Raw genomic sequence first — 20,267 nt, forward strand, 5'->3', positions numbered from 1 at the left:
CGCTGCGGCACGAAGTGCTGCTGCGCAGATGCGGGACCGCGAGACGAGAAGGAGCCTCTTTTTGAGAGCGATCCCGTGTCTGCGCCGCAGCACTTCGTGCCGCAGCGCGCACGGGATGACACCCACCCTTAAAGCGCGACCTTGAACGCCGCTTCGGTCTTGCTGGTGATCTCCTCCAGCGTGACGCCCTCGGCCAGTTCGATCAGGCTCATGCCGCCGCCGTTCTCGTCGATCGAGAAGACGCCGAGATCGGTGATCACCATGTCGACCACACCAGCCCCGGTCAGCGGCAGGTCGCAGGCCTTGAGCAGCTTGGCCGATTCCGAGCCGTCCTTGTTCTTGGCGACATGCTCCATCACCACGACGACCTTCTTGACGCCGGCGACGAGGTCCATGGCGCCGCCCATGCCCTTCACCACCTTGCCGGGAATCATCCAGTTGGCGAGGTCGCCATTCTGGGCGACCTGCATGGCCCCCAGGATCGAGAGGTCGATATGGCCGCCGCGGATCATGCCGAAGGAGTCGGCGGATGAGAAATAGCTCGTCGTCGGGAGTTCGGTGATGGTCTGCTTGCCGGCGTTGATCAGGTCGGGATCCTCGTCGCCCTCATAGGGGAAGGGGCCCATGCCGAGCATGCCGTTCTCGGACTGGAGCTGAACCGAAACCCCCTCGGGGATGTAGTTCGAGACCAGCGTCGGAATGCCGATGCCGAGATTGACGTAATAGCCGTCCTTGAGTTCCTTCGCGGCGCGAGCGGCGATCTGTTCACGGGTCCATGCCATTGATCTGAACTCCTCAGGCCGCGCGCGGGCGGGTGGTGCGCTGCTCGATGCGCTTGGCCGCGTTGGTGACGTGGACGATCCGCTTCACGAAGATGCCCGGCGTATGCATGTGGTCGGGGTCGATCTCGCCGGCCGGCACGAGGTGCTCGACCTGCGCAATGGTCAGCCGCGAGGCCGAGGCCATCATCGGATTGAAATTGCGCGCCGTCTTCCGATAGACGAGGTTGCCTTCGGTATCGCCCTTCCAGGCATGGACCAGCGAGACATCGGCGAAGAGGCCGCGCTCCATGATGTAGCGCTCGCCGTCGAAAACCCGCTCCTCCTTGCCTTCCGCGACCAGCGTGCCGACGCCGGTCTTGGTGAAGAAAGCCGGGATGCCCGCCCCACCGGCGCGGATGCGCTCGGCCAGCGTGCCCTGCGGGGTGAATTCGAGCTCGAGTTCACCGGCGAGGAATTGCTGGGCGAAGAGCTTGTTCTCGCCGACGTAGGACGAGATCATCTTCTTGATCTGCCGGGTTTCCAGCAGAATGCCGAGGCCCGCGCCGTCGATGCCGGCATTGTTGGAAACGAAGGTCAGGTTCTTCGCGCCGCTCTCGCGCACCGCCTCGATCAGGAGATCGGGAATGCCGCAAAGGCCGAAGCCGCCGGCCATGATGGTCATGCCGTCCTTGATGGCGCCGGCCAGAGCGGCCTTGGCGTCAGGAAAAACCTTCTTCGACATCGCGTTGCCTTTGCCGCTGGAATGACTGGCCGGAGAGCTTGCTAAAGCACTAGAGCCGGATGATTTCAGATGGGATCACAAAATGATCCCATCTGAAATCTGAATCCGTCTCTCACCAAAGAGTTAGAGCAGGATCAATGCGAAAAACCGGTTCCCACTTTTTCGCATCCTGCTCTAGCCGAGCGCGAGGGGCGGTTGCAACATGAGGTAGACTAAATGCGCGCAGACCCCCTCCCGAAAGGAAGGGGGTCTGCGTCGCGTTGCCAGCCTCACGACGCCGGGCAGGCCGCGCCGCTATCCGCCCAGGCCTGCATCAGCGCGCCGAACTGGGCGTTGCTGCCTGGCGCCGACTCGCGGCCGGGGCCTGGATTCCAGCCCCAGAGCACCAGCGTGTCAGTGGTGACGTGCTTGACGATCGCCGCGAGGTCGCGACCGCCATTGCGGCTCTGGTCCTTGAGCTGCAGGCAGATCTGCCCCAGCGTCTTGCCCTCCCAGGCCATCGAGGCCGGGGCGAGCGCCCAATGCCCGTCGCCAGGCATGCGGGCGGGATCGTAGTTCTGCTTGCCGTGGCAGGTGGCGCATTCCAGGCCCGGCGCGCCATGGCCGTCCTTGCCGCGCACCACCACGGGCTGGTGCAGGCGGCGCGCATCGGTCTGGCGCGGGCGCTCGGTCGCCGGATGGCAGTTCATGCAGCGCGGATGCATCAGCACCTTGCCGATCTCGCCAAACAGCGCCGCCGAGCGCGCCTGCTGGTTGGGGATGCTCGAGAAGCTCGCGGCATCCCGCAGCGGCGGGCCGCCGCGCTGCGGCGCGGATTGGGCGAAAGTCAGCGCCGTGCCGCCGAGGCCGAGCGCCAGCGCCGCGGCACTCGCTAGGAGAAGAGGCCGCATCAGACCGTTCCTCCAACCATCGGCAATTGCCGGGGCCGGACCTGCCCCAGCCGCGCCAAGGCATTGGCCACCGCCGGCCCGATCGGCGGTACGCTGGGCTCGCCGACGCCGGTCGGCTTCTCCGTCGAGGCGATGATCATGACCTCGACCGCCGGCATCTCGTGGATGCGCAGCGAGCGGTAGCTGTCGAAATTCGTCTGCACCGGCTTGCCGGCATCGAGCGTGATCTCGCCATAGAGCGCATGGCCGATGCCGAAGCCGATGCCGCCCTCCATCTGGGCGCGGATGACGTCGGGATTGACCGCAACGCCGCAATCGACCGCGCACCAGACCTTGTGAACCTTGGGCTCGCCATCGCTGCCGAGCGAGACCTCGGCGATCTGGGCGACGAAGGAGCCGAAGCTCTCGACCACCGCGACGCCGCGCGCCCTGCCCTCGACAGAGTTGGGCCCGTTCCATTTGGCGAGCTCGGCCACGGCCTTGAGCACGCCCATCGCGCGCGGCTCCTTGCCCATCATGGCAAGCCGGCCCGCGACCGGGTCCAGCCCCGCCGCCTGCAGCAATTCGTCGACGAAGCATTCGACCGCATAGGCAGTGTGGGTGTGGCCGACCGAGCGCCACCACAAGGTCGGCACGCCGACCTTGGCGGTGTGAACCTCGCAAGCGAAATCGGCGACCTCGTAAGGCAGCTCGTTGGCGCCCTCGATCATGGTCGAATCGATGCCGTTCTTCACCACCATCGCCTCGAAGGGCGTGCCGAGGAAGAAGGACTGGCCGACGATGCTGTCGGTCCAGGCCGTGATCTTGCCGTCCTTCACCGCGCCGCGCAGCTTGTGCACGAAGAGCGGGCGGTAATAGCCGCCGGTGAGATCGTCCTCGCGCGTCCAGACCAGCTTGACCGGGCGGTTGGGGCCGATCGCCTTGGCGACCATGGCGAGCTCAGCCGCCAGATGCTGGCTGACCTGGGCGCGGCGGCCGAAGGAGCCGCCCGCCAGCATGGTCTCGAGCCTGACCTTGTCCTGGGGCAAGCCCAGCACGGCCGCGATAGTGGCGTGCTCGGTCGTCTGGAACTGGCTGCCGAAGCGGGCGAGCGCCTGGCTTCCGTCCCATTCGAGATAGCCGTCGAGCGGCTCCATCGGCGCATGCGCCAGATAGGGGAAGACGAACTCGGCCTCGATGACCTTGTCCGCCTTGGCGAGCACGGCCTCGGCATCGCCATGCTTGCCGACGACGGTGCCCGGCGTGCGCGCGAGCGCCCGGTATTCGGCGATGAGCTCGCGGCTGCCGCGCTTTTCGGCGGCGCTCTCGTCCCAGGTGACCTTCAGCGCCTCGCGCCCCTTGATCGCGGGCCACATGCCTGTGGCATAGACCGCGACGCCGGAGCCGATCGGCTTGACGTCGACCACGCCTTTGACTTTCAGCGTCTCGGCGGCGTCGAAGCTCGCCATCTTGCCGCCGAAGCGCGGCGGGCGGGCGACGACGACCGTCAGCATGCCCGGCGTATGGATGTCGATGGTGAACTGGGCCTTGCCGCGCGCCTTGTCGGCGCTGTCGAGGCGCTTGACCGCGCCTTCCCTGCCGATCAGGCGGAAATTTGCCGGCTGCTTCAGCGGCACGGTCTCGGGCACGGGCAGCTTGGAAGCGGCGCCGGCGAATTCACCGAAGCGGCCCTGCTTGCCGGTGGGATGCTTGAGCACGCCCGCCTCGACCGTGATCTCACCAGCCGGGACCTTCCAGGCCTCGGCCGCCGCCTGCACCAGCATGGCGCGCGCCGTCGCGCCGGCCTTGCGCATCTGCTCGAAGGAATTGGCGATGGCCGAGGAGCCGCCGGTGCCCTGCACGCCGAAGAGGAGGTTGGCGTAGAGCTTGACGTCGGCCGGCGCATGCTCGGCACGCATCTGGCCCCAATCGGCGTCCATCTCCTCGGCGACGAGCGTGGTGAGGCCGGTGAACGGCCCCTGGCCAAACTCGATATGCTTGATCAGGACGGTGACCGTGTCGTCGGCGGCGACGCGGACAAAAGCGTTGGGCGCGAAGACGGCTGCGCCGCCCGCGGGGCGAGCGGACTGCGCCCTGGCGACCTCAGGCAGATGCAGCCCGATGACGAGAGCGCCGGCCCCGGCCAGGAGCGCGCGGCGCGAGAGATTGATGTCGTGAGCGGTCATGATCAGGCCTCCAGCGAGCGGGCGGCGCTATGGATCGCGGCGCGGATGCGGGCATAAGTCGCGCAGCGGCAGATGTTGCCGTTCATGGCGAGATCGATGTCCTGGTCGGTCGGCTTCTTGTTTTCCTTGAGCAGGGCGACCGCGCTCATCACCTGGCCCGACTGGCAATAGCCGCATTGCGGCACGTCGCCGGCGGTCCAGGCCGCCTGGACGGCCTCGGCCTCGCGGCCGGAGATCGCCTCGATCGTGGTGATTTCGGCGCCGACCACGGCGGAGACCGGCGTCACGCAGGAACGCAGTGGCTTGCCGTCGAGATAAACGGTGCAGGCGCCGCATTGCGCGACGCCGCAGCCGAATTTGGTGCCGGTGAGGCCGAGATTGTCGCGCAGCGCCCAGAGCAGGGGCGTGTCGTCGTCGATATCGACGCTATGCGTCGTTCCGTTGACCTTGAAGGTATGGGCCATGGCTGCCTCCGATGCTGATATGACGCAGCGCGGCACCATGGTGCGGATCGAGGCTCGCCCTCGCCGGCCCGATCTGACATATCAGAAGCGGGCTATCAATCCGTAGTCCTGGGTCGCGCGACTGGACTAATTAGACGTTTTCAGTCTAGTTAGGATAGTCGCGCTCAGTTTGGATCTTGTCAAGACTGCAAATGGCCGACAGCAGCGAAAGTTCCGGCACCGGAGCAAATTCATGTGCCGAGGATGCGACCACCCGCATCGAACAGATCGCGGATGCGGCCCTGCGCCGTTTCGCGCGCTACGGTTTCAAGCGCACCTCAATGGACGACATCGCCAAGGAGGCCGGCCTCGCCAAGGCGACGCTCTACCTGCATTTCAAGGGCAAGGACGACGTCTTCCGCGCGATGATGCTGCGGACCGGCCAGCGGGTCGACGCCCGCTGCCAGCGCGTGATGGCCATGGCGGCTCCGTTCCCGGAGCGGCTCGCGGCGCTGCTCGACGCGCATTTCGGCACCGGCTACGCCTGTTTCGGCGCGGGCGAGCATCTCCTCGAGCTCAAGGCCGTGATGACGAGCGTCGCTAGCGCCGAGGTCCAGGTTTTCGAGAACATCTTCACGCGCCACGCCACCGAGCTCCTCGAAAAGGCGGAAGCGGCGGGCGAGATCAGCCTGTCGCGCAGCGGGCTCTCGACGGCCACCTTCGTGGCGACATTGATGCAGGCCGCGGCCGGCGCGAAGGCCGGCGCCAGACTCTCGTGCGAAACTTACGGGGCCCGCCTGCGCGATCTCGCATCGGTCTTCGGCGCGGCCCTGGCGCCAACGGGCCGGGATTGAGGGTTTTCATCTCCCGCCTTAGCCAAACGTCGTAATTCCTGCCGAAACAGCCGCAATTACGGGCAGAAGCCGCCGTTGACACTCGCTCGCGGCGCAGTGCAGCATGACTGCAAGGGGAAACGTATCAATAAGAAAGAACACGATGCTACGCTCTGGCTATAGCCATGGCTGACGACATCATTCTGTCGACGGCGGGACTGACCAAGGACTTCGGCGGCTTCAAGGCCGTCAGCGGCGTCGACCTCAAGGTCCGGCGCGGACACATCCATGCGCTGATCGGCCCCAACGGCGCCGGCAAGACGACATGCTTCAATCTGCTGACCAAATTCCTCAGCCCGACCAAGGGTGCGATCGTCTATAACGGCCGCGACATCACGCGCGAAAAGCCGGCCGAGATCGCCCGGCTTGGTCTGGTGCGCTCGTTCCAGATCTCGGCGGTGTTCCCGCAGCTCAGTGTGCTGACCAATGTGCGCATCGCGCTGCAGCGCAAGCGCGGCGACTCGTTCGATTTCTGGCGCTCGGAGAAGGTGCTGGCGGGACTCGACGAGGAGGCGATGCGCCTCGTCGAAGCAGTTGGGCTCGGCTCCTTCGCCAGCCTGACCGCGGCCGAGCTCAGCTACGGCCGCAAGCGCGCGCTCGAGATCGCCACGACGCTGGCGCTCGATCCCGAGATGATGCTGCTCGACGAGCCGATGGCCGGCATGGGTCGCGAGGATGTCGAGCGCATCGAGGCCCTGATCCGCAAGGTCTCGGTCAACCGCACCATCCTGATGGTCGAGCACAATCTCTCGGTCGTCGCCTCGCTCTCGGACCGCATCACGGTGCTGGCGCGCGGGCAGGTGCTGGCCGAAGGCGACTATGCCGCGGTCTCGAAGGATCCGCGCGTGATCGAGGCCTATATCGGCTCGGGGGGCGACCATGCTCACTGAGACGAGGGCGGCAGGCCAGCCCGCGACCGAGACCGCGCCGCTGCTGAAGGTGCGCGGGCTCGAAGCCTGGTATGGCGAGAGCCATGTGCTGCACGGCATCGATTTCGACGTCGCCCCCGGCGAGGTGGTGACGCTGCTCGGCCGCAACGGCGCCGGCAAGACGACGACGCTGAAGTCGATCATGGGCGTGATGGGCAAGCGCCGCGGCTCGGTCGTGCTGGAGGGCACGGAGACGATCGCCCTGCCCTCGCGCGCCATCGCCAGGCTCGGCATCGGCTACGTTCCGGAGGAGCGCGGCATCTATGCCAGCCTCTCGGTCGAGGAGAACCTGCTGCTGCCGCCGCAGGTCAGGCCGGGCGGGCTCTCGCTCGACCAAATCTTCACGCTCTTCCCCAACATCAAGGAACGCTTGAAGAGCCAGGGCACGAAGCTCTCGGGCGGCGAGCAGCAGATGCTGGCGATCGGCCGCATCCTGCGCACCGGCGCCCATCTCCTCCTGCTCGACGAGCCGACCGAGGGACTTGCGCCGGTCATCATCGAGCAGATCGGGCGCACCATCGCAAAACTGAAGCAGGACGGGTTCACCATCATCCTGGTCGAGCAGAACTTCCGCTTCGCCGCCACCGTCGCCGACCGGCACTATGTCGTCGAGCAGGGCAAGGTCATCGACATGATCCCCAATGACGAGCTCGATGCCAATATCGACAAGCTCCACGGCTATCTCGGAGTCTGAAGCCGCATTCCAGGACCAAAGAACGCCAGGACCCAGAACGCCTAGACCAAGCACTTCAACAACAAAAACAACGTCGAAAACGACATTCATTCCAGGGAGAGAGACATGATGAAACTCAAAACCATTCTGGCAACGACGGCTCTGGCCGCGCTGATGGCGAGCCCGGCCTTCGCGCAGCAGATCGCGGTCAAGCTCGGCGTGCTGAACGACCGCTCCGGCCTCTATGCCGACCTGACCGGCGAAGGCTCCGTCGTCGCCGCCAAGCTCGCGGTCGAGGACTTCAAGGCGGCCGAGAAGGGCATCAAGGTCGAGATCGTCTCGGCCGACCACCAGAACAAGCCCGATGTCGGCTCCAACATCGCCCGGCAATGGTACGATCAGGACGGCGTCGATGTGATCCTCGACGTGCCGACCTCCTCGGTCGCGCTCGCGATCAACCAGATCACCAAGGACAAGAACAAGATCATGCTGAATTCGGGCGCGGCGGCGTCCGACCTCACCGGCAAGGCCTGCACGCCCAACACGATCCACTGGACCTATGATACCTATGCCCTGGCCCAGGGCACGGGCGGCGCCATGGTGAAGGCCGGCGGCGACAGCTGGTTCTTCCTCACCGCCGACTATGCCTTCGGCCATGCGCTGGAGCGCGACACGGCGGCGATCGTCACCAAGAACGGCGGCAAGGTGCTGGGCGCGGTGCGCACGCCGTTCCCGGGCACGGATTTCTCCTCCTTCCTGCTGCAGGCACAGGCCTCGAAGGCCAAGGTCATCGGGCTGGCGAATGCCGGCGGCGACACCATCAACTCGATCAAGCAAGCCGGCGAATTCGGCATCGTCGCGGGCGGGCAGAAGCTCGCCGGGCTGCTCGTCTTCGTCACCGACGTGAACGCGCTCGGCCTGCAGACGGCGCAGGGGCTGGTGCTGACCGAATCCTTCTACTGGGACCGGGACGAGGGCACGCGCGCCTGGTCCCAGCGTTTCGCCAAGGCGCATAACGGCAACATGCCGTCGATGGTCCAGGCCGGCGTCTACAGCTCGGTGCTGCATTACCTCAAGGCGGTGGAGGCGACGAAGTCGAAGGATACGGCGACGGTGCTGGCCAAGATGAAGGAGCTGCCGACCGACGACCCGCTCTTCGGCAAGGGCACGGTGCGCGCCGACGGCCGCAAGATGCACGACATGTATCTCTACGAGGTCAAGAAGCCCTCGGAGTCGAAGGGCAAGTGGGACTACTACAAGCAGATCGCCGTACTGCCGGCCGAGCAGGCCTTCCGCCCGCTCTCCGAAAGCGAGTGCCCGCTCGTCAAGAAGTGAGGGCGGCTTAGCCGCAGCGTTGCGACAACCTCAACGTCATCCCGGACAAGTCGCGTAAGCGACGCAGATCCGGGATCCATCGAAGGGCCCCACGGCTGCATGGATCCCGGGTCTGCGCTTCGCTCCGCCCGGGATGACGGAGAGGTTCCAGTGCCCCTACATACCGCAATGATCTGAGCCCCGCATGTTCGAGCTTCTCGGAATCCCGCCACAAGCGCTGTTCGGCCAGGTCCTGCTCGGCCTGATCAACGGCTCGTTCTACGCCATCCTCAGCCTCGGGCTGGCGGTGATCTTCGGGCTCCTCAACATCATCAACTTCGCCCATGGCGCGCAGTACATGATGGGCGCCTTCGTCGCCTGGATGTGCCTGAACTATCTCGGCATCAACTACTGGGCGGCGCTCCTGCTGGCGCCCTTGATCGTGGGCGTCTTCGGCGTGCTGATCGAGCGCTTCCTGATCGCAAGGCTCGCCAATCTCGACCATCTCTACGGCCTGCTGCTGACCTTCGGGCTGGCGCTGATCATCCAGGGTCTGTTCCGCAATTCCTACGGCTCGTCGGGCCTGCCCTACCAGATCCCCGACGCACTCAGGGGCGGGCAGAATCTCGGCTTCATGTTCCTGCCGAATTATCGCGGCTGGGTCGTCGGCGCCTCGCTCGTGGTCTGCCTCGTGACCTGGTTCATGATCGAGAAGACCAGGCTCGGCGCCTATCTGCGCGCCGCCACCGAGAACCCGACGCTGACCCAGGCCTTCGGCATCAACGTGCCGCTGCTGGTCACCCTGACCTATGGCTTCGGCGTGGCGCTGGCGGCCTTCGCCGGCGTGCTCGCCGCGCCGATCTATTCGGTCAATCCGAATATGGGCGCCGATTTGATCATCGTCGTCTTCGCCGTGGTCGTGATCGGCGGCATGGGTTCGATCCTGGGCTCGATCGTGACCGGCTTCGGGCTCGGGCTGATCGAGGGTCTGACCAAGGTGTTCTACCCGGAGGCCTCGGCCACGGTGATCTTCATCATCATGGTCCTGGTGCTGCTGGTGAAGCCCGCCGGGCTGTTCGGGCGGGCCGCGTGATGGCGCTCCCGATCTTTGCGAGAAATGACATGGCGCAAGGAATTGATATGGCGCGAGGAAACTGACATGGCGCATGTGGCAATCGACACCGTTTCCGCCGGCTCCATCGCGCTCTCCGAGACGAGCCAGGGCACCGAGCGGCTGCACAGGGCGATCCTTATCGGGCTTGCCGTCCTGCTCGCGGCCGCGCCCTTCCTCCTCTACCCGGTCTTCGTCATGAAGGTGTTGTGCTTCGCGCTGTTCGCGCTCGCCTTCAATCTACTGCTTGGCTATGGCGGGCTTTTGTCCTTCGGCCATGCCGCCTATTTCGGCATGTCGAGCTATGTCTGTGCCTATGCCGCCAAGAATTGGGGCCTGACGCCGGAACTCGCCATCCTCTCGGGCGTGCTGGTCGCGGCCGTGCTGGGCCTGGCCTTCGGGGCGCTCGCGATCCGGCGACAAGGCATCTATTTCGCCATGATCACGCTGGCGCTTGCCCAGATGACGTTCTTCTTCTCGCTGCAGACGCCGAAATTCACCGGCGGCGAGGACGGCATCCAGGCCGTGCCGCGCGGCAAGCTCTTCGGGCTGGTCGACCTCTCCAACGACCTGACGCTGTATTACCTCGTCGCGATCATCTTCATGGCCGGGCTTTTGCTGATCTACCGCATCATCCACTCGCCCTTCGGCCAGGTCTGCAAGGCGATCAGGGACAATGAGCCGCGCGCGATCTCGCTCGGCTACCGCGCCAACCAGTACAAGCTCGCCGTCTTCGTGCTCTCGGCGACGCTGGCGGGGCTCGCCGGCGCGACCAAGGCGATCGTCTTCCAGCTCGCTTCGCTCACCGACGTGCACTGGTCGATGTCGGGCGAGGTCGTGCTGATGACGCTGGTCGGCGGGCTTGGCACCGTCTTCGGGCCGATCGTCGGGGCGCTCGTCATCGTCTCCATGCAGAACTATCTCGCGAGCCTGGGCGCCTGGGTCACGGTGGTGCAGGGCGTGATCTTCGTGGTCTGCGTGCTGCTCTTCCGCGAGGGCATTGTTGGCGTGATCGCGAAGAAGATCGGGCGGCCGCTGTAGAGCATTGCGCGAAAAAGCGGGTACCGGTTTTTCGCAAGAGCAATGCTCTAAACTTTTAGAATCGATCACGTCGCATTCGGACGGAACCGTCCGAATGCGACGTGATCGAGAGCGTCACCGCCCGCGCATCAGGAAGGCGGTGACGGCCGCCCGGTCGGCCTCGTCGTCGAGGCCCTGCGGGCTCATCCAGCCGCCTTTGAACATCGCGTCAGGGTCGGCGAGATAGGCGTTCAGGCGAGCTTCGTCCCAGATGACGCGCTTGGCGCGCGCTGCCTTGAAGGCGGGCGAATAGTCGAAGCCCTCAGCCGCGCCGACGACGCGCCCTTTCAGCCCGGCCAGATGCGGGCCGGCCTTGCCCTGCTTGCCGGGATCGAGGCTGTGGCAGGATTTGCAGGCCTCGAACAGAGCCTCGCCGCGCCCCAGATCCTGCGCCATGGCGAGCCCGCCCGGCAGCGCCAGCGCCGCGACCGCCACGATGGCAGGAGCGTATCTCACGCCTGCTTCACCGTCTGGATGCGAACGAGGCGGTCATTGCCGCTCTCGCCGCCCCAGGCCTCGCCGGAGCGGCCGTCCATCTGGCGGACATTGGCGCCGGCCTTGTCGCTCGGGAAGCTGTTGAAGGCCTCGGTGACCGGATCGAAATGCACGATGGCGTTGGCGCTGAAATCGGTCAGCCAGACCTTGTCGGCGTCGTCGACATAGACCGAATAGGCACGCGGCTTGTCGCCCGGCAGTTTCCAGGTCTTCCAGCTCTTGCTCAGCGTGTCATAGGCCGAGACATTGCCGGAGTTCCATTCGCTGACCCAGACCCGATTCTTCGAATCCGACCAGACGCGGCGCGCGCCCTGATCCGGCGTCGGCGGTTCGACCACCGTGACCTGGGCCGTGCCGGTGTCGATCCTGGCGATGTGGTTGCCGGCGAGCGAGGCGTACCAGACCTCGCCCGAGGGCGTCAGGGTGATGCCGTAGGCGCCGGGCCCGCGCGGCGCATCCCAGACATCCATCTTGCGCGTCTTCGGATCGAAGCGGCCGATGACGCCGTTCTGGCCGGTGAACCAGAGGATGCCGCTCTTGTCGAAGACGCCGGTGTTGAGGTTGGCCCGCGCCCTGCCCTCGGGCAGCTTGAATAATTCGACCTTGTGGGTCTTGTCGTCGACACGGGCGATGGCGTTCTGGCCGCCCTCCGTCACCCAGGCCGCGTCGTCGGGGCCGCGGATGACGCCATGGGGCGCGGCGCCCCGGCCAAGCTCGACCACCTTGAGCTGGCCGGAACGCGGATCGAAACGCCCGAGCGTGCCGTTGCGCTGGCCGCAGACCCAGAGCGTGCCGTCGCCGGCATCGGTGACGTCGCGGGAGCCCTTGATCGCGGGAATGTCGAAATAGGTGACGGTGAATTTCGTCTCGGTCGTCTCGGCTGCGATCGCGGCGGTCCGGCCGATCAAGGCGGGGGCTGCAAGCCCGGCGAGGCCGAGCTGGAGAAAGGAACGGCGCAGCATGGAGCGTCTCCTTCGTCAGGCAGAGGTTAGAGGCTGTTATGAACCATGGGGTCGATTTGACGCTGGCGATTTTGCGCGAATGCCAGGAGTTCGAGGACGCAAACCTTCCGGTTTGCTACGAAGAACGACACCGCAGTCGCACAAAAGCGCCGCGCGCTGCGGGTGAGGTCAAAACGACGGAGCAGCAGCGTCGCATCGCTTGCCGATACGGACGTATCGCCTGCGCAATGCTCCTCCCATCTCCATCGTTTTGACCTCATCACATCGGCCCCATGGTTCAGAACAGCCTCTGGAACAACGTCCGACCCCATTGGATCGTTCAATTGCTCCAATCTATTATTTTAGCGCGTTTTCTTCACACGAACCGTATCCACTTCGCTCGAAAACGCTCTGGGATCGCGCTTGGCTTCTTGAGTAAACCGACAAGATGGTGAAACCGGGACAGTGCCCAGAGCGTCGCCGCTTCAGCGGATCAGTTTCGCCGCCGCGCGGAACTGCGGATGGGCCGCGGTCCGGAGCCATTCGAACACCACCATCTCGGTCGTGACGATCTCGGCGCCATGGCGCGCCATGCGCGCGACCGCGACCTCTTTTGATTCAGGCGCGCGCGAACCGATAGCGTCCTGCACAACGGCGACGCGGCGGCGGTGCTCGAGCAGGCTCAGCACGGTCTGGCCGACGCAGACATGAGCCTCGCAGCCGCAGATGACGAGCTGCATATCGCCGGCAAGCGCCTCGAGAAAAGCGGGCTCCGCGCAGGAATCGAAGCTCATCTTGGCGATCACGGGACCGGCGCCCGCCAGCTCCGGTACCGTGCCGCCGAGCCCGGCCGGGTTCTGCTCGGTCATCAGTACCGGCACCGCAAGGAGCCCGGCAGCATCGACCAGGCGCCTGGCGTTCGCGACCAGGCGCGCGCCGTCATGGATCGCCGGCATCAGGCGCGCCTGGAAATCGATGATGACGAGGATGGCGTCGGTGGCGGAAAGCAGGGTCATGACTGCGTCTTTCTACTGCGGTTTCCTATTAAGAGCGCACCGAAGACCCGCCCAGCGCCGCCATGCTAACCTTACGCCCGCCTGGAAACCAGAAAGGGAAGGAAACGCCATGCCCCAGATGATCTTCGTCAACCTGCCCGTGAAGGATCTCGATGCCTCGGTCGCCTTCTTCACGGCGCTCGGTTTCTCGTTCAATCCGCAATTCACCGACGAGACCGCGACCTGCATGGTGATCAGCGACACCATCTTCGCGATGCTGCTGACCCATGAGAAATTCCTCAGCTTCTCGCCCAGGCCAATCGCCGATACGAGCCAGGCGATCGAGGTGCTGACCTGCCTCTCCCGCGACAGCCAGGCCGATGTCGATGCCATGGTCAAGGCAGCCCTGGCGGCCGGCGGCAGGACCTATAAGGAGCCGCAGGATTACGGCTTCATGTATGGCCACGGCTTCCAGGACCTCGACGGCCATGTCTGGGAGCTGATGTGGATGGACCCCGCCGCCGTGCAGGGGTGAGCTCTCCCTTCTCCCACCCATCTCGGGCTTGCCCGAGATGGGCAATCCTAAGTGTCAAAGTCGGCAACAGCCGACTTTGATGCGGGAGAAGGTGGCCCGAAGGGTCGGATGAGGGGGACCGTGAGCTTTCCGCTCCTACCCCGTTATGCGCCTATACGCCACTCGGAGAGGGCACGGCGCCCCCCTCATCCGTCAGCGCTACGCGCTGCCACCTTCCCCCACGAGGGGGAAGGACAGTGCATCAGTTCCCGCCCGCCGCGCGCTTCGGCACGCCGGCTAGCCAGACGCCCATCTCCTTGGCCCAGAACTTCGCGAGCCCCGTCGTGCCGTGGCCGCGGCTGTCCTCGCTGGCCGGGATCAGCAGCAACTTGCCATTGGCGAGGCGCTTCAACTCGCGCTCCATGATGCCGGTCTCGGGCGGGTTGCGCTCGTCATCAGCGGAGTTGATCGCCAGCAGCGGCGCCTTGATCGCGCCCAGGCCCTGGGAGGCGTCGTAGTCGCGCGAGGAATCCCACTGGTAGAGGAAATCGTTGGCATCGGCACTGAAGGCGGCCTTCAGGCGCTCATCAAGCAGCGCGTCGGCGGCCTCGCGCGTCGGCGCCAGCTTCTGATAGGCGAGCGTGCCGCCGCTGGTGGCGATACCGAAGAAGACATTGGCCGTGCGGAACGCCGGCGGCTGCGTCGTGTAGTCACCGCCCTTCCACTCCGGATCGTTGCGGACGGCGTCGATGATCATGCGCCGCATCATCCAGTTGCGGCTCGACATCGGCGTCGGCTGCGAGGCCATCGGCACCAGCGCGTCCATGAAATCGGGATGCCTGACGCCCCAGAGCCAGACATGCATGCCGCCCATCGAATTGCCGAGCACGAGCCGGACATGGCGCAGCCCCAGCCCCTCGCTGACCAGCTTGTGCTGGGCTGCGACCATATCCTCGTAATTATAGCGGGGGAACTTCGCCTTCAGCCCGTCGGAGGGCTTGGAGGAGGTACCGGCACCGACCGCATCCGGCAGAATGATGAAGTATTTTGCCGCATCGAGCGGCTGACCCGGGCCGAACAATTCGCCCGCAAAGGCCGGCGTCAGCAGGCTCGCTGCCGAGCCAGCCGTGCCGTGCAGGATCACCACCGGCTCGCCCGCGGGATCGCCGATGGTGGCGTAGCCGAGCTTCAATTCCGCCAATGTCTCGCCGCTCTGGAAGCGGAAATCCTTGGCCACCCAGACGCCGCGCTTGGCCGCGGGATAGTCGGCCGCCCCGGCCGCCACCGCGACGATGGACAGGATGAAGGCCACGGCCGTGCGGCGCGGCCAGCTTGCGATGGTCATGATGGTGGCACCTTCGTTGTCGCCGCCACGACTTGCAATCACGACTTGCCGCCGGGCGATCCTCCCTTGATCGAAGGATCGCGCCGAACAGGGGACGAGGCAAGGGAGGTGGCGCAGAGGGGTTGAGCCGCCCTCAGCCGCGCTTGACAGATGTCTCGGCGATCTCGTGGTGACCGATGGCGCGTTCGAGGCCGTCGGGCCCGCGCACGCGATACTGCTCTTCCTTGTTGTCGCGCGGCGGCATCACCCGCAGGATCTCGTAGAGGCCTAGCCTGGCCTGATTGGCGAAACCCGGTTCGAGATTGACCAGATCACCCGGCTTGTATGGCTGACTGGCCATGTCATCATCCCCCGTGAGACGGATTGAGGCGTTGGAACAGATTGCGCGGCGGCTAGAGCATTTTCGAGCGAAGTGGACGCCGGTTCGCGTGAAGAAAATGCGTTAAAACAAGGAGGTAGAGCATTTCCGCGACTCGGAGAAAACGCGGAAATGCTCTAGAAATCGGCAGGCGTCAGGCGGTGATAGCTGGCCCGGTGCCGCGCATAGGCGTTCGCGGCCGCTTTCAGGATCGTGTCCCGGTTCCGATCGAAGACATCGAGCACCTGCGCCTGACTGTCATCGATGCCGGAACCCAGCTTGCGCAGGGCGTCCATCTCGATCTGGAAGGTGATCTCCAGCGAAGCATCCGAGCCCCAGAAGCTGACACAGGAACGCCCTGCGTCGAAACTACGGACCGGGTTGGGGAAATTCAGCGCCATGGTCGGCCTGCTTTCTTGCGGTTGCCTGTCACGACCAGCTTCGGCATGCCAACGCCGCAGCCTGCTGGTCCACGGCCCGGAAGCGCGGCCGAGCCAGAGCGCGCGGGCTGCCAATGACCGGCGCAAGCGCGCGCCGAACGCAGCGAGCGCCCGCTCCACTGAGTATGTGCACCGTCGGCTCCCGAGGGGCTCAAGCAAGCTGATCGTTTTCTCAAGGGCGGCCAGGCCAAAACAGATCAACCGCAAGGCGGCTTGTTCTCGACGACCGTTCCTCGGACATGGGGAAGGCAGCCGCGCATTGTAAGGGCCGCGCAATAATAAGGCTTGGGCCTCGCAACAAGACTTGGACCTCGCAAACAAGAGACCTCGCAAACAAGATTTGGACCTCGCGGGGCATGCCGAGCGAGATGCAACAGGTCTTCGGTGTCGTGCCCGGCCTGCCGAAGGATCCGGCAATCATCGGCAAGGATCGGTCTACCGACTCGAGCCCGCCCGGCCGCAGGGTCGTCTTCGCCCGAGACCGAACCAAGCGAGGCTGCGATGGGCCATCACCGAAGCCATCCCGCGACGTCGCTGCTCGCCGCCACCCTGCTCGCATTGGCGACGCAGGCCTCGGCGACCCAGACCCTTCTTCAGGAGCGAGAGATGACCACCACTGTGCAAGCCAACGCCGCGGCGCGCGAGACGGCGCCGCATCCTTATGTCGGGATGTGGGTGACGGCCGACGGCCATATCCGGCACGAATTGCTGCCGAACGGCCGCTATGACGAGGCCAGGGGCAATCGCAAGAGCGCCTATCGCGGGCGCTACCGCATCACCGGCGACCATATCGACTATGTCGACGACACCGGCTTCACCGCCGACGGCGATTTCGTCGACGGCGTGCTGTATCATGCGGGGATGGTGCTGCGGCGGGAACGCTGAGGCCAAAGCCTCAACGCTGAGATCAAGACCTCGCGGGACTGGCCGGGCCGCTATGCAGCAGCGGCACGTCCTGCCTCTGGTGCATGGCATGCCCCGGCCTTACAAGTCTGCCATTCTCCCAACGCACGGGCAGGCCGAGTGACCATGGATAAACGGGTCGAGACGGCGGCGCATCCAGCGCCCCTTACCCATGAGGATATTCGCAGCATTCTGTTCGGCATCATGCTCGCCATGTTGCTGGCGGCGCTGGACCAGACCATCGTCGCCACCGCGATGCCGACGATCGGGCGGGAGCTCAACGACGTCACGCATCTGCCCTGGGTGGTGACGGCCTATCTGCTCGCCTCGACCGCGGTGACGCCGCTCTACGGCAAGCTCGCCGATATCCATGGCCGGCGGGTGACGCTGCTCTCGGGCATCGTCGTCTTCGTCGTCGGCTCCGTCGCCTGCGCGCTCGCGCCCAATCTCTGGCTCCTGGTGATCGCGCGCTTCGTCCAGGGTCTGGGCGGCGGCGGGCTGATCGCGCTGGCGCAGACCATCATCGCCGACATGGTCTCGCCCAAGGAGCGCGGCAAATATCAGGTCTATTTCGCCGCCGTCTTCATGGTCTCCTCCGTGCTTGGACCGGTTCTCGGCGGGGTCATCGCCGAGGCGCTGCACTGGTCTGTGATCTTCTGGATCAACCTGCCATTGGGGCTTGCCGCCTATTGGATGACGAGCTCGGCATTGAAGCGGCTGCCGCGCCATGAGCGACCGCACAAGCTCGACGTCGCCGGCGCTCTGCTGATGACCAGCGCGACGATGACGCTGCTGCTCGCGCTCTCCTGGGGTGGCACCTATTACCCGTGGGCCTCGGCCCGGATCATCGGACTCGTGGCCTTCTCCATCGTGTTGTGGGCCGTCTTCGCCTGGCGGCTGCGGACAGCGGCCGAGCCGCTGATCCCGCTCGACCTCCTCGCCAATCCGGTGGTGCGGATGGGCACGATGGCGGCGGGCTTCGGCATGGGCACTTTCATCGGCCTGACGATCTATCTGCCGCTCTATTTCGAAACAGTGGTCGGGATGAGCGCCTCGGCCTCGGGCCTCGGCCTCTTGCCGCTGACCTGCGGCACCGTGATGGGCGCGACCTTGTCGGGCCGCTCGCTGACGCGACTGACGCATTACAAGCGCGTGCCGGTGGCGGGGCTGTGCGTCGCGACATTGGGGGCGGCGCTGCTGACGATCTATGCCGGGCAGATGCCGCTCCTGCCCTTCTCGCTGACGCTTGCGGTGATCAGCCTAGGGCTCGGCACCATGCTGCCCGTGGCGACGGTCTCGATCCAGAACGCGGTGCTGCCGCATCAGCTCGGCACGGCTACCGCGATCGCGAATTTCTTCCGCCAGATCGGCGGGGCGCTGATCGTGGCGGTGTTCGGCGCGATCGTGCTCGGCGGCGTCGGTGGGGCCGGCGTCGGGCTCTCGCCCGAGGCGCTGAAACTGGGAACGGTCGATCGCGCAGCGATGATCGAGCTGTTCCGCTATGTCTTCGCGGCGACCTGCTTCGGCTTCGCGATGGCGCTGCTGCTGATGGTGCGGATGAAGGAACTGCCCCTGCGCGGCAGCGCGGTGGAAGCGGCAAAGGCGGCCGGCGGCGAATAGCCGGAACAGTCGCCGCCCCCGCGCGTTCGCCACGAGCCTGCCGCATCGCCGCGGCGGGGTTTCGTCACGCCTTCACGCAGGAGCATCCCATGTCCGATCTCGTCGTCATCGTCTATCCGACCGAGGCCCGCGCCGAGGAAATGCGCCAGAAGGTCGTCTCGCTGCAGAAGGAATACCTGATCGAGCTCGGCGACGCCGCCATCGCGGTGATGCATGAGGGCGGCAAGATCAAGTTGAACCAGCTGCTCAACACCACCGCGCTCGGCGCCGTCTCCGGCTCGTTCTGGGGTCTGCTGATCGGCGCGATCTTCCTGATGCCGGTGTTCGGCGCGGCGCTGGGCGCAGCGTCAGGCGCGCTCGGCGGGGCGCTGACCGATTACGGCGTCAATGACGGCTTCATGAAGGAACTCGCCGCCAACCTCCAGCCGGGCAATGCCGCGCTCTTCCTGCTGATCAACAAGATGACCGCCGACAAGGTGCTCGACGCCGTCAAGGGCACGGGCGGCGTGGTGCTGAAGACCTCGCTCGACCACAGCCGCGAGCAGCAATTGCGCGACGCGCTGGCGGGAGCGCCGAGGACGCCGGCGGTCGCTCCAGCCCCGGCTCCGGAAGGCGCGGGCGCGCCTTCGCCGGTGGGATGAGGCACCAGCCTGTCGCGTCATTCTCGGGCGACCCGAGGTCACCTGGGAATGACGCGGAGCTTGAGTTCAGTCGCGCAGCAATTCGTTGATGCCGGTCTTCGAGCGCGTCTGGGCGTCGACCGTCTTGACGATGACGGCGCAGGAGAGCGAGGGGCCGGGCGTGCCGTCCGGGAAGGGCTTGCCGGGCAGCGAGCCCGGGACCACGACCGAATAGGGCGGCACCTTGCCGATATGGATCTGGCCGGTGGCGCGGTCAACGATCTTGGTCGAGGCCGAGATGAACACGCCCATCGAGAGCACCGAGCCCTCGCCGACGATCACGCCCTCGACCACCTCGGAGCGGGCGCCGATGAAGCAGTTATCCTCGATGATGGTCGGGTTGGCCTGCAGCGGCTCGAGCACGCCGCCGATGCCAACGCCGCCCGAGAGATGGACGTTCTTGCCGATCTGGGCGCAGGAGCCGACCGTCGCCCAGGTGTCGACCATGGTGCCACTGTCGACATAGGCGCCGATATTGACGAAGGACGGCATCAGGACGACGTTCGGGGCGAGGAAGGAGCCCTTGCGCGCAGCCGCCGGCGGCACGACGCGGAAGCCCGCGGCGCGGAAGCGGTTCTCGCCCCAGCCCTCGAACTTCGACGGCACCTTGTCCCAGAACACGCCTTCGCCGGGGCCATTGGCGATGATCATGTTGTCGGTCAGGCGGAAGGAGAGCAGCACCGCCTTCTTCAGCCACTGATGCACGACCCAGTCAGTGCCGATCTTCTCGGCGACGCGGGCTTCGCCGGCATCGAGCAATTCGATAGCCTGTTCCACGGCCTCGCGAACCGCGCCTTTGGTGTTGATGCCGATCTCGGAGCGAGCCTCCCAGGCGGCGTCGATGGTGGCAGCGAGATCGGTGAGGGACATGGCAGCGCTCCGGCGGGCGAAAAAGTCGCGGGGAGCGATGGCGGATGAGGGCGGCAACGTCAAGGCGCAAGGATCTATGCGGGAACGCCAGGCCCGAATACCGGT

The 20,267-nt window shown here is 65.6% G+C and carries 22 protein-coding genes; 10 read left to right on the plus strand and 12 right to left on the minus strand.

Annotated elements, in window-relative coordinates; translation table 11 throughout:
• Window positions 1-128 precede the first annotated feature (128 nt).
• From ACSQ3P_RS10865 to ACSQ3P_RS10885, 5 genes are all read right to left on the minus strand, one after another.
• On the minus strand, window positions 129-782 hold the full coding sequence (locus ACSQ3P_RS10865; protein ID WP_436165589.1) for a 3-oxoacid CoA-transferase subunit B: 654 nt from the start codon (window positions 780-782) through the stop codon (window positions 129-131).
• A gap of 13 nt (window positions 783-795) precedes the next feature.
• Window positions 796-1,503, minus strand: a complete 708-nt coding sequence (locus ACSQ3P_RS10870) for a CoA transferase subunit A (protein ID WP_436165590.1) — start codon at window positions 1,501-1,503, stop codon at window positions 796-798.
• Between the two features lie 269 nt (window positions 1,504-1,772).
• Window positions 1,773-2,393: an Isoquinoline 1-oxidoreductase subunit gene (locus tag ACSQ3P_RS10875; protein WP_436165591.1), complete on the minus strand. Its 621-nt coding sequence runs from the start codon at window positions 2,391-2,393 to the stop codon at window positions 1,773-1,775.
• Complete coding sequence (locus tag ACSQ3P_RS10880; RefSeq protein WP_436165592.1) at window positions 2,393-4,558, minus strand: molybdopterin cofactor-binding domain-containing protein; 2,166 nt, start codon at window positions 4,556-4,558, stop codon at window positions 2,393-2,395. Before ACSQ3P_RS10880 ends, ACSQ3P_RS10875 begins: the two co-directional genes overlap by 1 nt.
• A gap of 2 nt (window positions 4,559-4,560) precedes the next feature.
• Window positions 4,561-5,022 carry a (2Fe-2S)-binding protein gene (locus ACSQ3P_RS10885; protein WP_436165593.1) on the minus strand — a complete coding sequence of 154 codons (462 nt, stop codon included), beginning with the start codon at window positions 5,020-5,022 and terminating at the stop codon, window positions 4,561-4,563.
• A 191-nt stretch (window positions 5,023-5,213) separates the two neighbouring features.
• Here ACSQ3P_RS10885 and ACSQ3P_RS10890 point away from each other — a divergent pair, with 191 nt between their 5' ends.
• The 6 genes from ACSQ3P_RS10890 (at window position 5,214) to ACSQ3P_RS10915 (ending at window position 10,962) form a co-directional block, all read left to right on the plus strand.
• Window positions 5,214-5,855: a TetR/AcrR family transcriptional regulator gene (locus ACSQ3P_RS10890; RefSeq protein ID WP_436165594.1), complete on the plus strand. Its 642-nt coding sequence runs from the start codon at window positions 5,214-5,216 to the stop codon at window positions 5,853-5,855.
• A gap of 164 nt (window positions 5,856-6,019) precedes the next feature.
• On the plus strand, window positions 6,020-6,784 hold the full coding sequence (locus ACSQ3P_RS10895) for an ABC transporter ATP-binding protein (protein ID WP_436165595.1): 765 nt from the start codon (window positions 6,020-6,022) through the stop codon (window positions 6,782-6,784).
• Entirely contained in the window at window positions 6,774-7,517 is a 744-nt protein-coding gene (locus ACSQ3P_RS10900; RefSeq protein ID WP_436165596.1) for an ABC transporter ATP-binding protein, read from the plus strand. Before ACSQ3P_RS10895 ends, ACSQ3P_RS10900 begins: the two co-directional genes overlap by 11 nt.
• Window positions 7,518-7,625: 108 nt before the next feature.
• Window positions 7,626-8,831 (plus strand): ABC transporter substrate-binding protein, encoded by a 1,206-nt coding sequence (locus ACSQ3P_RS10905; protein WP_436166235.1) that lies wholly within the window; start codon window positions 7,626-7,628, stop codon window positions 8,829-8,831.
• A gap of 184 nt (window positions 8,832-9,015) precedes the next feature.
• Window positions 9,016-9,903: a branched-chain amino acid ABC transporter permease gene (locus ACSQ3P_RS10910; protein WP_069689832.1), complete on the plus strand. Its 888-nt coding sequence runs from the start codon at window positions 9,016-9,018 to the stop codon at window positions 9,901-9,903.
• 66 nt (window positions 9,904-9,969) lie between these two features.
• Window positions 9,970-10,962, plus strand: coding sequence for a branched-chain amino acid ABC transporter permease (locus ACSQ3P_RS10915; RefSeq protein WP_436165597.1), 993 nt, complete (start codon window positions 9,970-9,972; stop codon window positions 10,960-10,962).
• A gap of 114 nt (window positions 10,963-11,076) precedes the next feature.
• Here ACSQ3P_RS10915 and ACSQ3P_RS10920 read toward each other — a convergent pair whose 3' ends face one another.
• From ACSQ3P_RS10920 to ACSQ3P_RS10930, 3 genes are all read right to left on the minus strand, one after another.
• On the minus strand, window positions 11,077-11,457 hold the full coding sequence (locus ACSQ3P_RS10920) for a c-type cytochrome (RefSeq protein ID WP_436165598.1): 381 nt from the start codon (window positions 11,455-11,457) through the stop codon (window positions 11,077-11,079).
• Window positions 11,454-12,458, minus strand: coding sequence for a Vgb family protein (locus tag ACSQ3P_RS10925; RefSeq protein WP_436165599.1), 1,005 nt, complete (start codon window positions 12,456-12,458; stop codon window positions 11,454-11,456). Before ACSQ3P_RS10925 ends, ACSQ3P_RS10920 begins: the two co-directional genes overlap by 4 nt.
• 464 nt (window positions 12,459-12,922) lie before the next feature.
• Complete coding sequence (locus ACSQ3P_RS10930) at window positions 12,923-13,453, minus strand: isochorismatase family protein (RefSeq protein ID WP_436165600.1); 531 nt, start codon at window positions 13,451-13,453, stop codon at window positions 12,923-12,925.
• Window positions 13,454-13,562: 109 nt separating this feature from the next.
• Between ACSQ3P_RS10930 and ACSQ3P_RS10935 the strand changes: the two genes are divergently transcribed.
• A complete protein-coding gene (locus ACSQ3P_RS10935) occupies window positions 13,563-13,967 on the plus strand; it encodes a VOC family protein (RefSeq protein ID WP_436165601.1) in 405 nt (134 codons plus the stop codon).
• A gap of 241 nt (window positions 13,968-14,208) precedes the next feature.
• On the opposite strand, the gene ACSQ3P_RS10940 is transcribed toward ACSQ3P_RS10935, so the two are convergent.
• From ACSQ3P_RS10940 to ACSQ3P_RS10950, 3 genes are all read right to left on the minus strand, one after another.
• The gene (locus ACSQ3P_RS10940; protein WP_436165602.1) at window positions 14,209-15,291 is read right to left on the minus strand and encodes an alpha/beta fold hydrolase; all 1,083 of its coding nucleotides are present in this window, start codon (window positions 15,289-15,291) and stop codon (window positions 14,209-14,211) included.
• Window positions 15,292-15,424: 133 nt separating this feature from the next.
• Complete coding sequence (locus tag ACSQ3P_RS10945) at window positions 15,425-15,631, minus strand: hypothetical protein (protein WP_436165603.1); 207 nt, start codon at window positions 15,629-15,631, stop codon at window positions 15,425-15,427.
• 155 nt (window positions 15,632-15,786) lie between these two features.
• Window positions 15,787-16,050, minus strand: coding sequence for a DUF1488 family protein (locus ACSQ3P_RS10950; RefSeq protein WP_436165604.1), 264 nt, complete (start codon window positions 16,048-16,050; stop codon window positions 15,787-15,789).
• Window positions 16,051-16,695: 645 nt separating this feature from the next.
• Between ACSQ3P_RS10950 and ACSQ3P_RS10955 the strand changes: the two genes are divergently transcribed.
• The 3 genes from ACSQ3P_RS10955 (at window position 16,696) to ACSQ3P_RS10965 (ending at window position 19,253) form a co-directional block, all read left to right on the plus strand.
• Window positions 16,696-16,974, plus strand: a complete 279-nt coding sequence (locus ACSQ3P_RS10955) for an Atu4866 domain-containing protein (protein ID WP_436166236.1) — start codon at window positions 16,696-16,698, stop codon at window positions 16,972-16,974.
• 144 nt (window positions 16,975-17,118) lie between these two features.
• Window positions 17,119-18,612 carry an MDR family MFS transporter gene (locus ACSQ3P_RS10960; protein WP_436165605.1) on the plus strand — a complete coding sequence of 498 codons (1,494 nt, stop codon included), beginning with the start codon at window positions 17,119-17,121 and terminating at the stop codon, window positions 18,610-18,612.
• Between the two features lie 89 nt (window positions 18,613-18,701).
• Window positions 18,702-19,253, plus strand: coding sequence for a DUF1269 domain-containing protein (locus ACSQ3P_RS10965; RefSeq protein WP_436165606.1), 552 nt, complete (start codon window positions 18,702-18,704; stop codon window positions 19,251-19,253).
• A 66-nt stretch (window positions 19,254-19,319) separates the two neighbouring features.
• Here ACSQ3P_RS10965 and dapD read toward each other — a convergent pair whose 3' ends face one another.
• Window positions 19,320-20,162, minus strand: a complete 843-nt coding sequence (gene dapD / locus ACSQ3P_RS10970) for a 2,3,4,5-tetrahydropyridine-2,6-dicarboxylate N-succinyltransferase (protein WP_436165607.1) — start codon at window positions 20,160-20,162, stop codon at window positions 19,320-19,322.
• Between the last annotated feature and the right edge of the window lie 105 nt (window positions 20,163-20,267).

This window comes from Allobosea sp. LjRoot9 (genome assembly GCF_964252745.1).
In the GTDB taxonomy this organism is placed as follows: Bacteria; Pseudomonadota; Alphaproteobacteria; order Rhizobiales; family Beijerinckiaceae; genus Allobosea.

Bases quoted from the DNA above. Each gene is read 5' to 3' on its own strand.
- ACSQ3P_RS10905 (WP_436166235.1), top strand. From the start codon at position 7,626: ATGAAACTCAAAACCATTCTGGCAACGACGGCTCTGGCCGCGCTGATG.
- ACSQ3P_RS10900 (WP_436165596.1), top strand. From the start codon at position 6,774: ATGCTCACTGAGACGAGGGCGGCAGGCCAGCCCGCGACCGAGACCGCG.
- ACSQ3P_RS10895 (WP_436165595.1), top strand. From the start codon at position 6,020: ATGGCTGACGACATCATTCTGTCGACGGCGGGACTGACCAAGGACTTC.
- ACSQ3P_RS10875 (WP_436165591.1), bottom strand. From the start codon at position 2,393: ATGCGGCCTCTTCTCCTAGCGAGTGCCGCGGCGCTGGCGCTCGGCCTC.
- ACSQ3P_RS10960 (WP_436165605.1), top strand. From the start codon at position 17,119: ATGGATAAACGGGTCGAGACGGCGGCGCATCCAGCGCCCCTTACCCAT.
- dapD (WP_436165607.1), bottom strand. From the start codon at position 20,162: ATGTCCCTCACCGATCTCGCTGCCACCATCGACGCCGCCTGGGAGGCT.
- ACSQ3P_RS10885 (WP_436165593.1), bottom strand. From the start codon at position 5,022: ATGGCCCATACCTTCAAGGTCAACGGAACGACGCATAGCGTCGATATC.
- ACSQ3P_RS10950 (WP_436165604.1), bottom strand. From the start codon at position 16,050: ATGGCGCTGAATTTCCCCAACCCGGTCCGTAGTTTCGACGCAGGGCGT.
- ACSQ3P_RS10915 (WP_436165597.1), top strand. From the start codon at position 9,970: ATGGCGCATGTGGCAATCGACACCGTTTCCGCCGGCTCCATCGCGCTC.
- ACSQ3P_RS10865 (WP_436165589.1), bottom strand. From the start codon at position 782: ATGGCATGGACCCGTGAACAGATCGCCGCTCGCGCCGCGAAGGAACTC.
- ACSQ3P_RS10870 (WP_436165590.1), bottom strand. From the start codon at position 1,503: ATGTCGAAGAAGGTTTTTCCTGACGCCAAGGCCGCTCTGGCCGGCGCC.
- ACSQ3P_RS10955 (WP_436166236.1), top strand. From the start codon at position 16,696: ATGACCACCACTGTGCAAGCCAACGCCGCGGCGCGCGAGACGGCGCCG.
- ACSQ3P_RS10930 (WP_436165600.1), bottom strand. From the start codon at position 13,453: ATGACCCTGCTTTCCGCCACCGACGCCATCCTCGTCATCATCGATTTC.
- ACSQ3P_RS10925 (WP_436165599.1), bottom strand. From the start codon at position 12,458: ATGCTGCGCCGTTCCTTTCTCCAGCTCGGCCTCGCCGGGCTTGCAGCC.
- ACSQ3P_RS10935 (WP_436165601.1), top strand. From the start codon at position 13,563: ATGCCCCAGATGATCTTCGTCAACCTGCCCGTGAAGGATCTCGATGCC.
- ACSQ3P_RS10940 (WP_436165602.1), bottom strand. From the start codon at position 15,291: ATGACCATCGCAAGCTGGCCGCGCCGCACGGCCGTGGCCTTCATCCTG.
- ACSQ3P_RS10880 (WP_436165592.1), bottom strand. From the start codon at position 4,558: ATGACCGCTCACGACATCAATCTCTCGCGCCGCGCGCTCCTGGCCGGG.
- ACSQ3P_RS10945 (WP_436165603.1), bottom strand. From the start codon at position 15,631: ATGGCCAGTCAGCCATACAAGCCGGGTGATCTGGTCAATCTCGAACCG.
- ACSQ3P_RS10890 (WP_436165594.1), top strand. From the start codon at position 5,214: ATGGCCGACAGCAGCGAAAGTTCCGGCACCGGAGCAAATTCATGTGCC.
- ACSQ3P_RS10910 (WP_069689832.1), top strand. From the start codon at position 9,016: ATGTTCGAGCTTCTCGGAATCCCGCCACAAGCGCTGTTCGGCCAGGTC.
- ACSQ3P_RS10965 (WP_436165606.1), top strand. From the start codon at position 18,702: ATGTCCGATCTCGTCGTCATCGTCTATCCGACCGAGGCCCGCGCCGAG.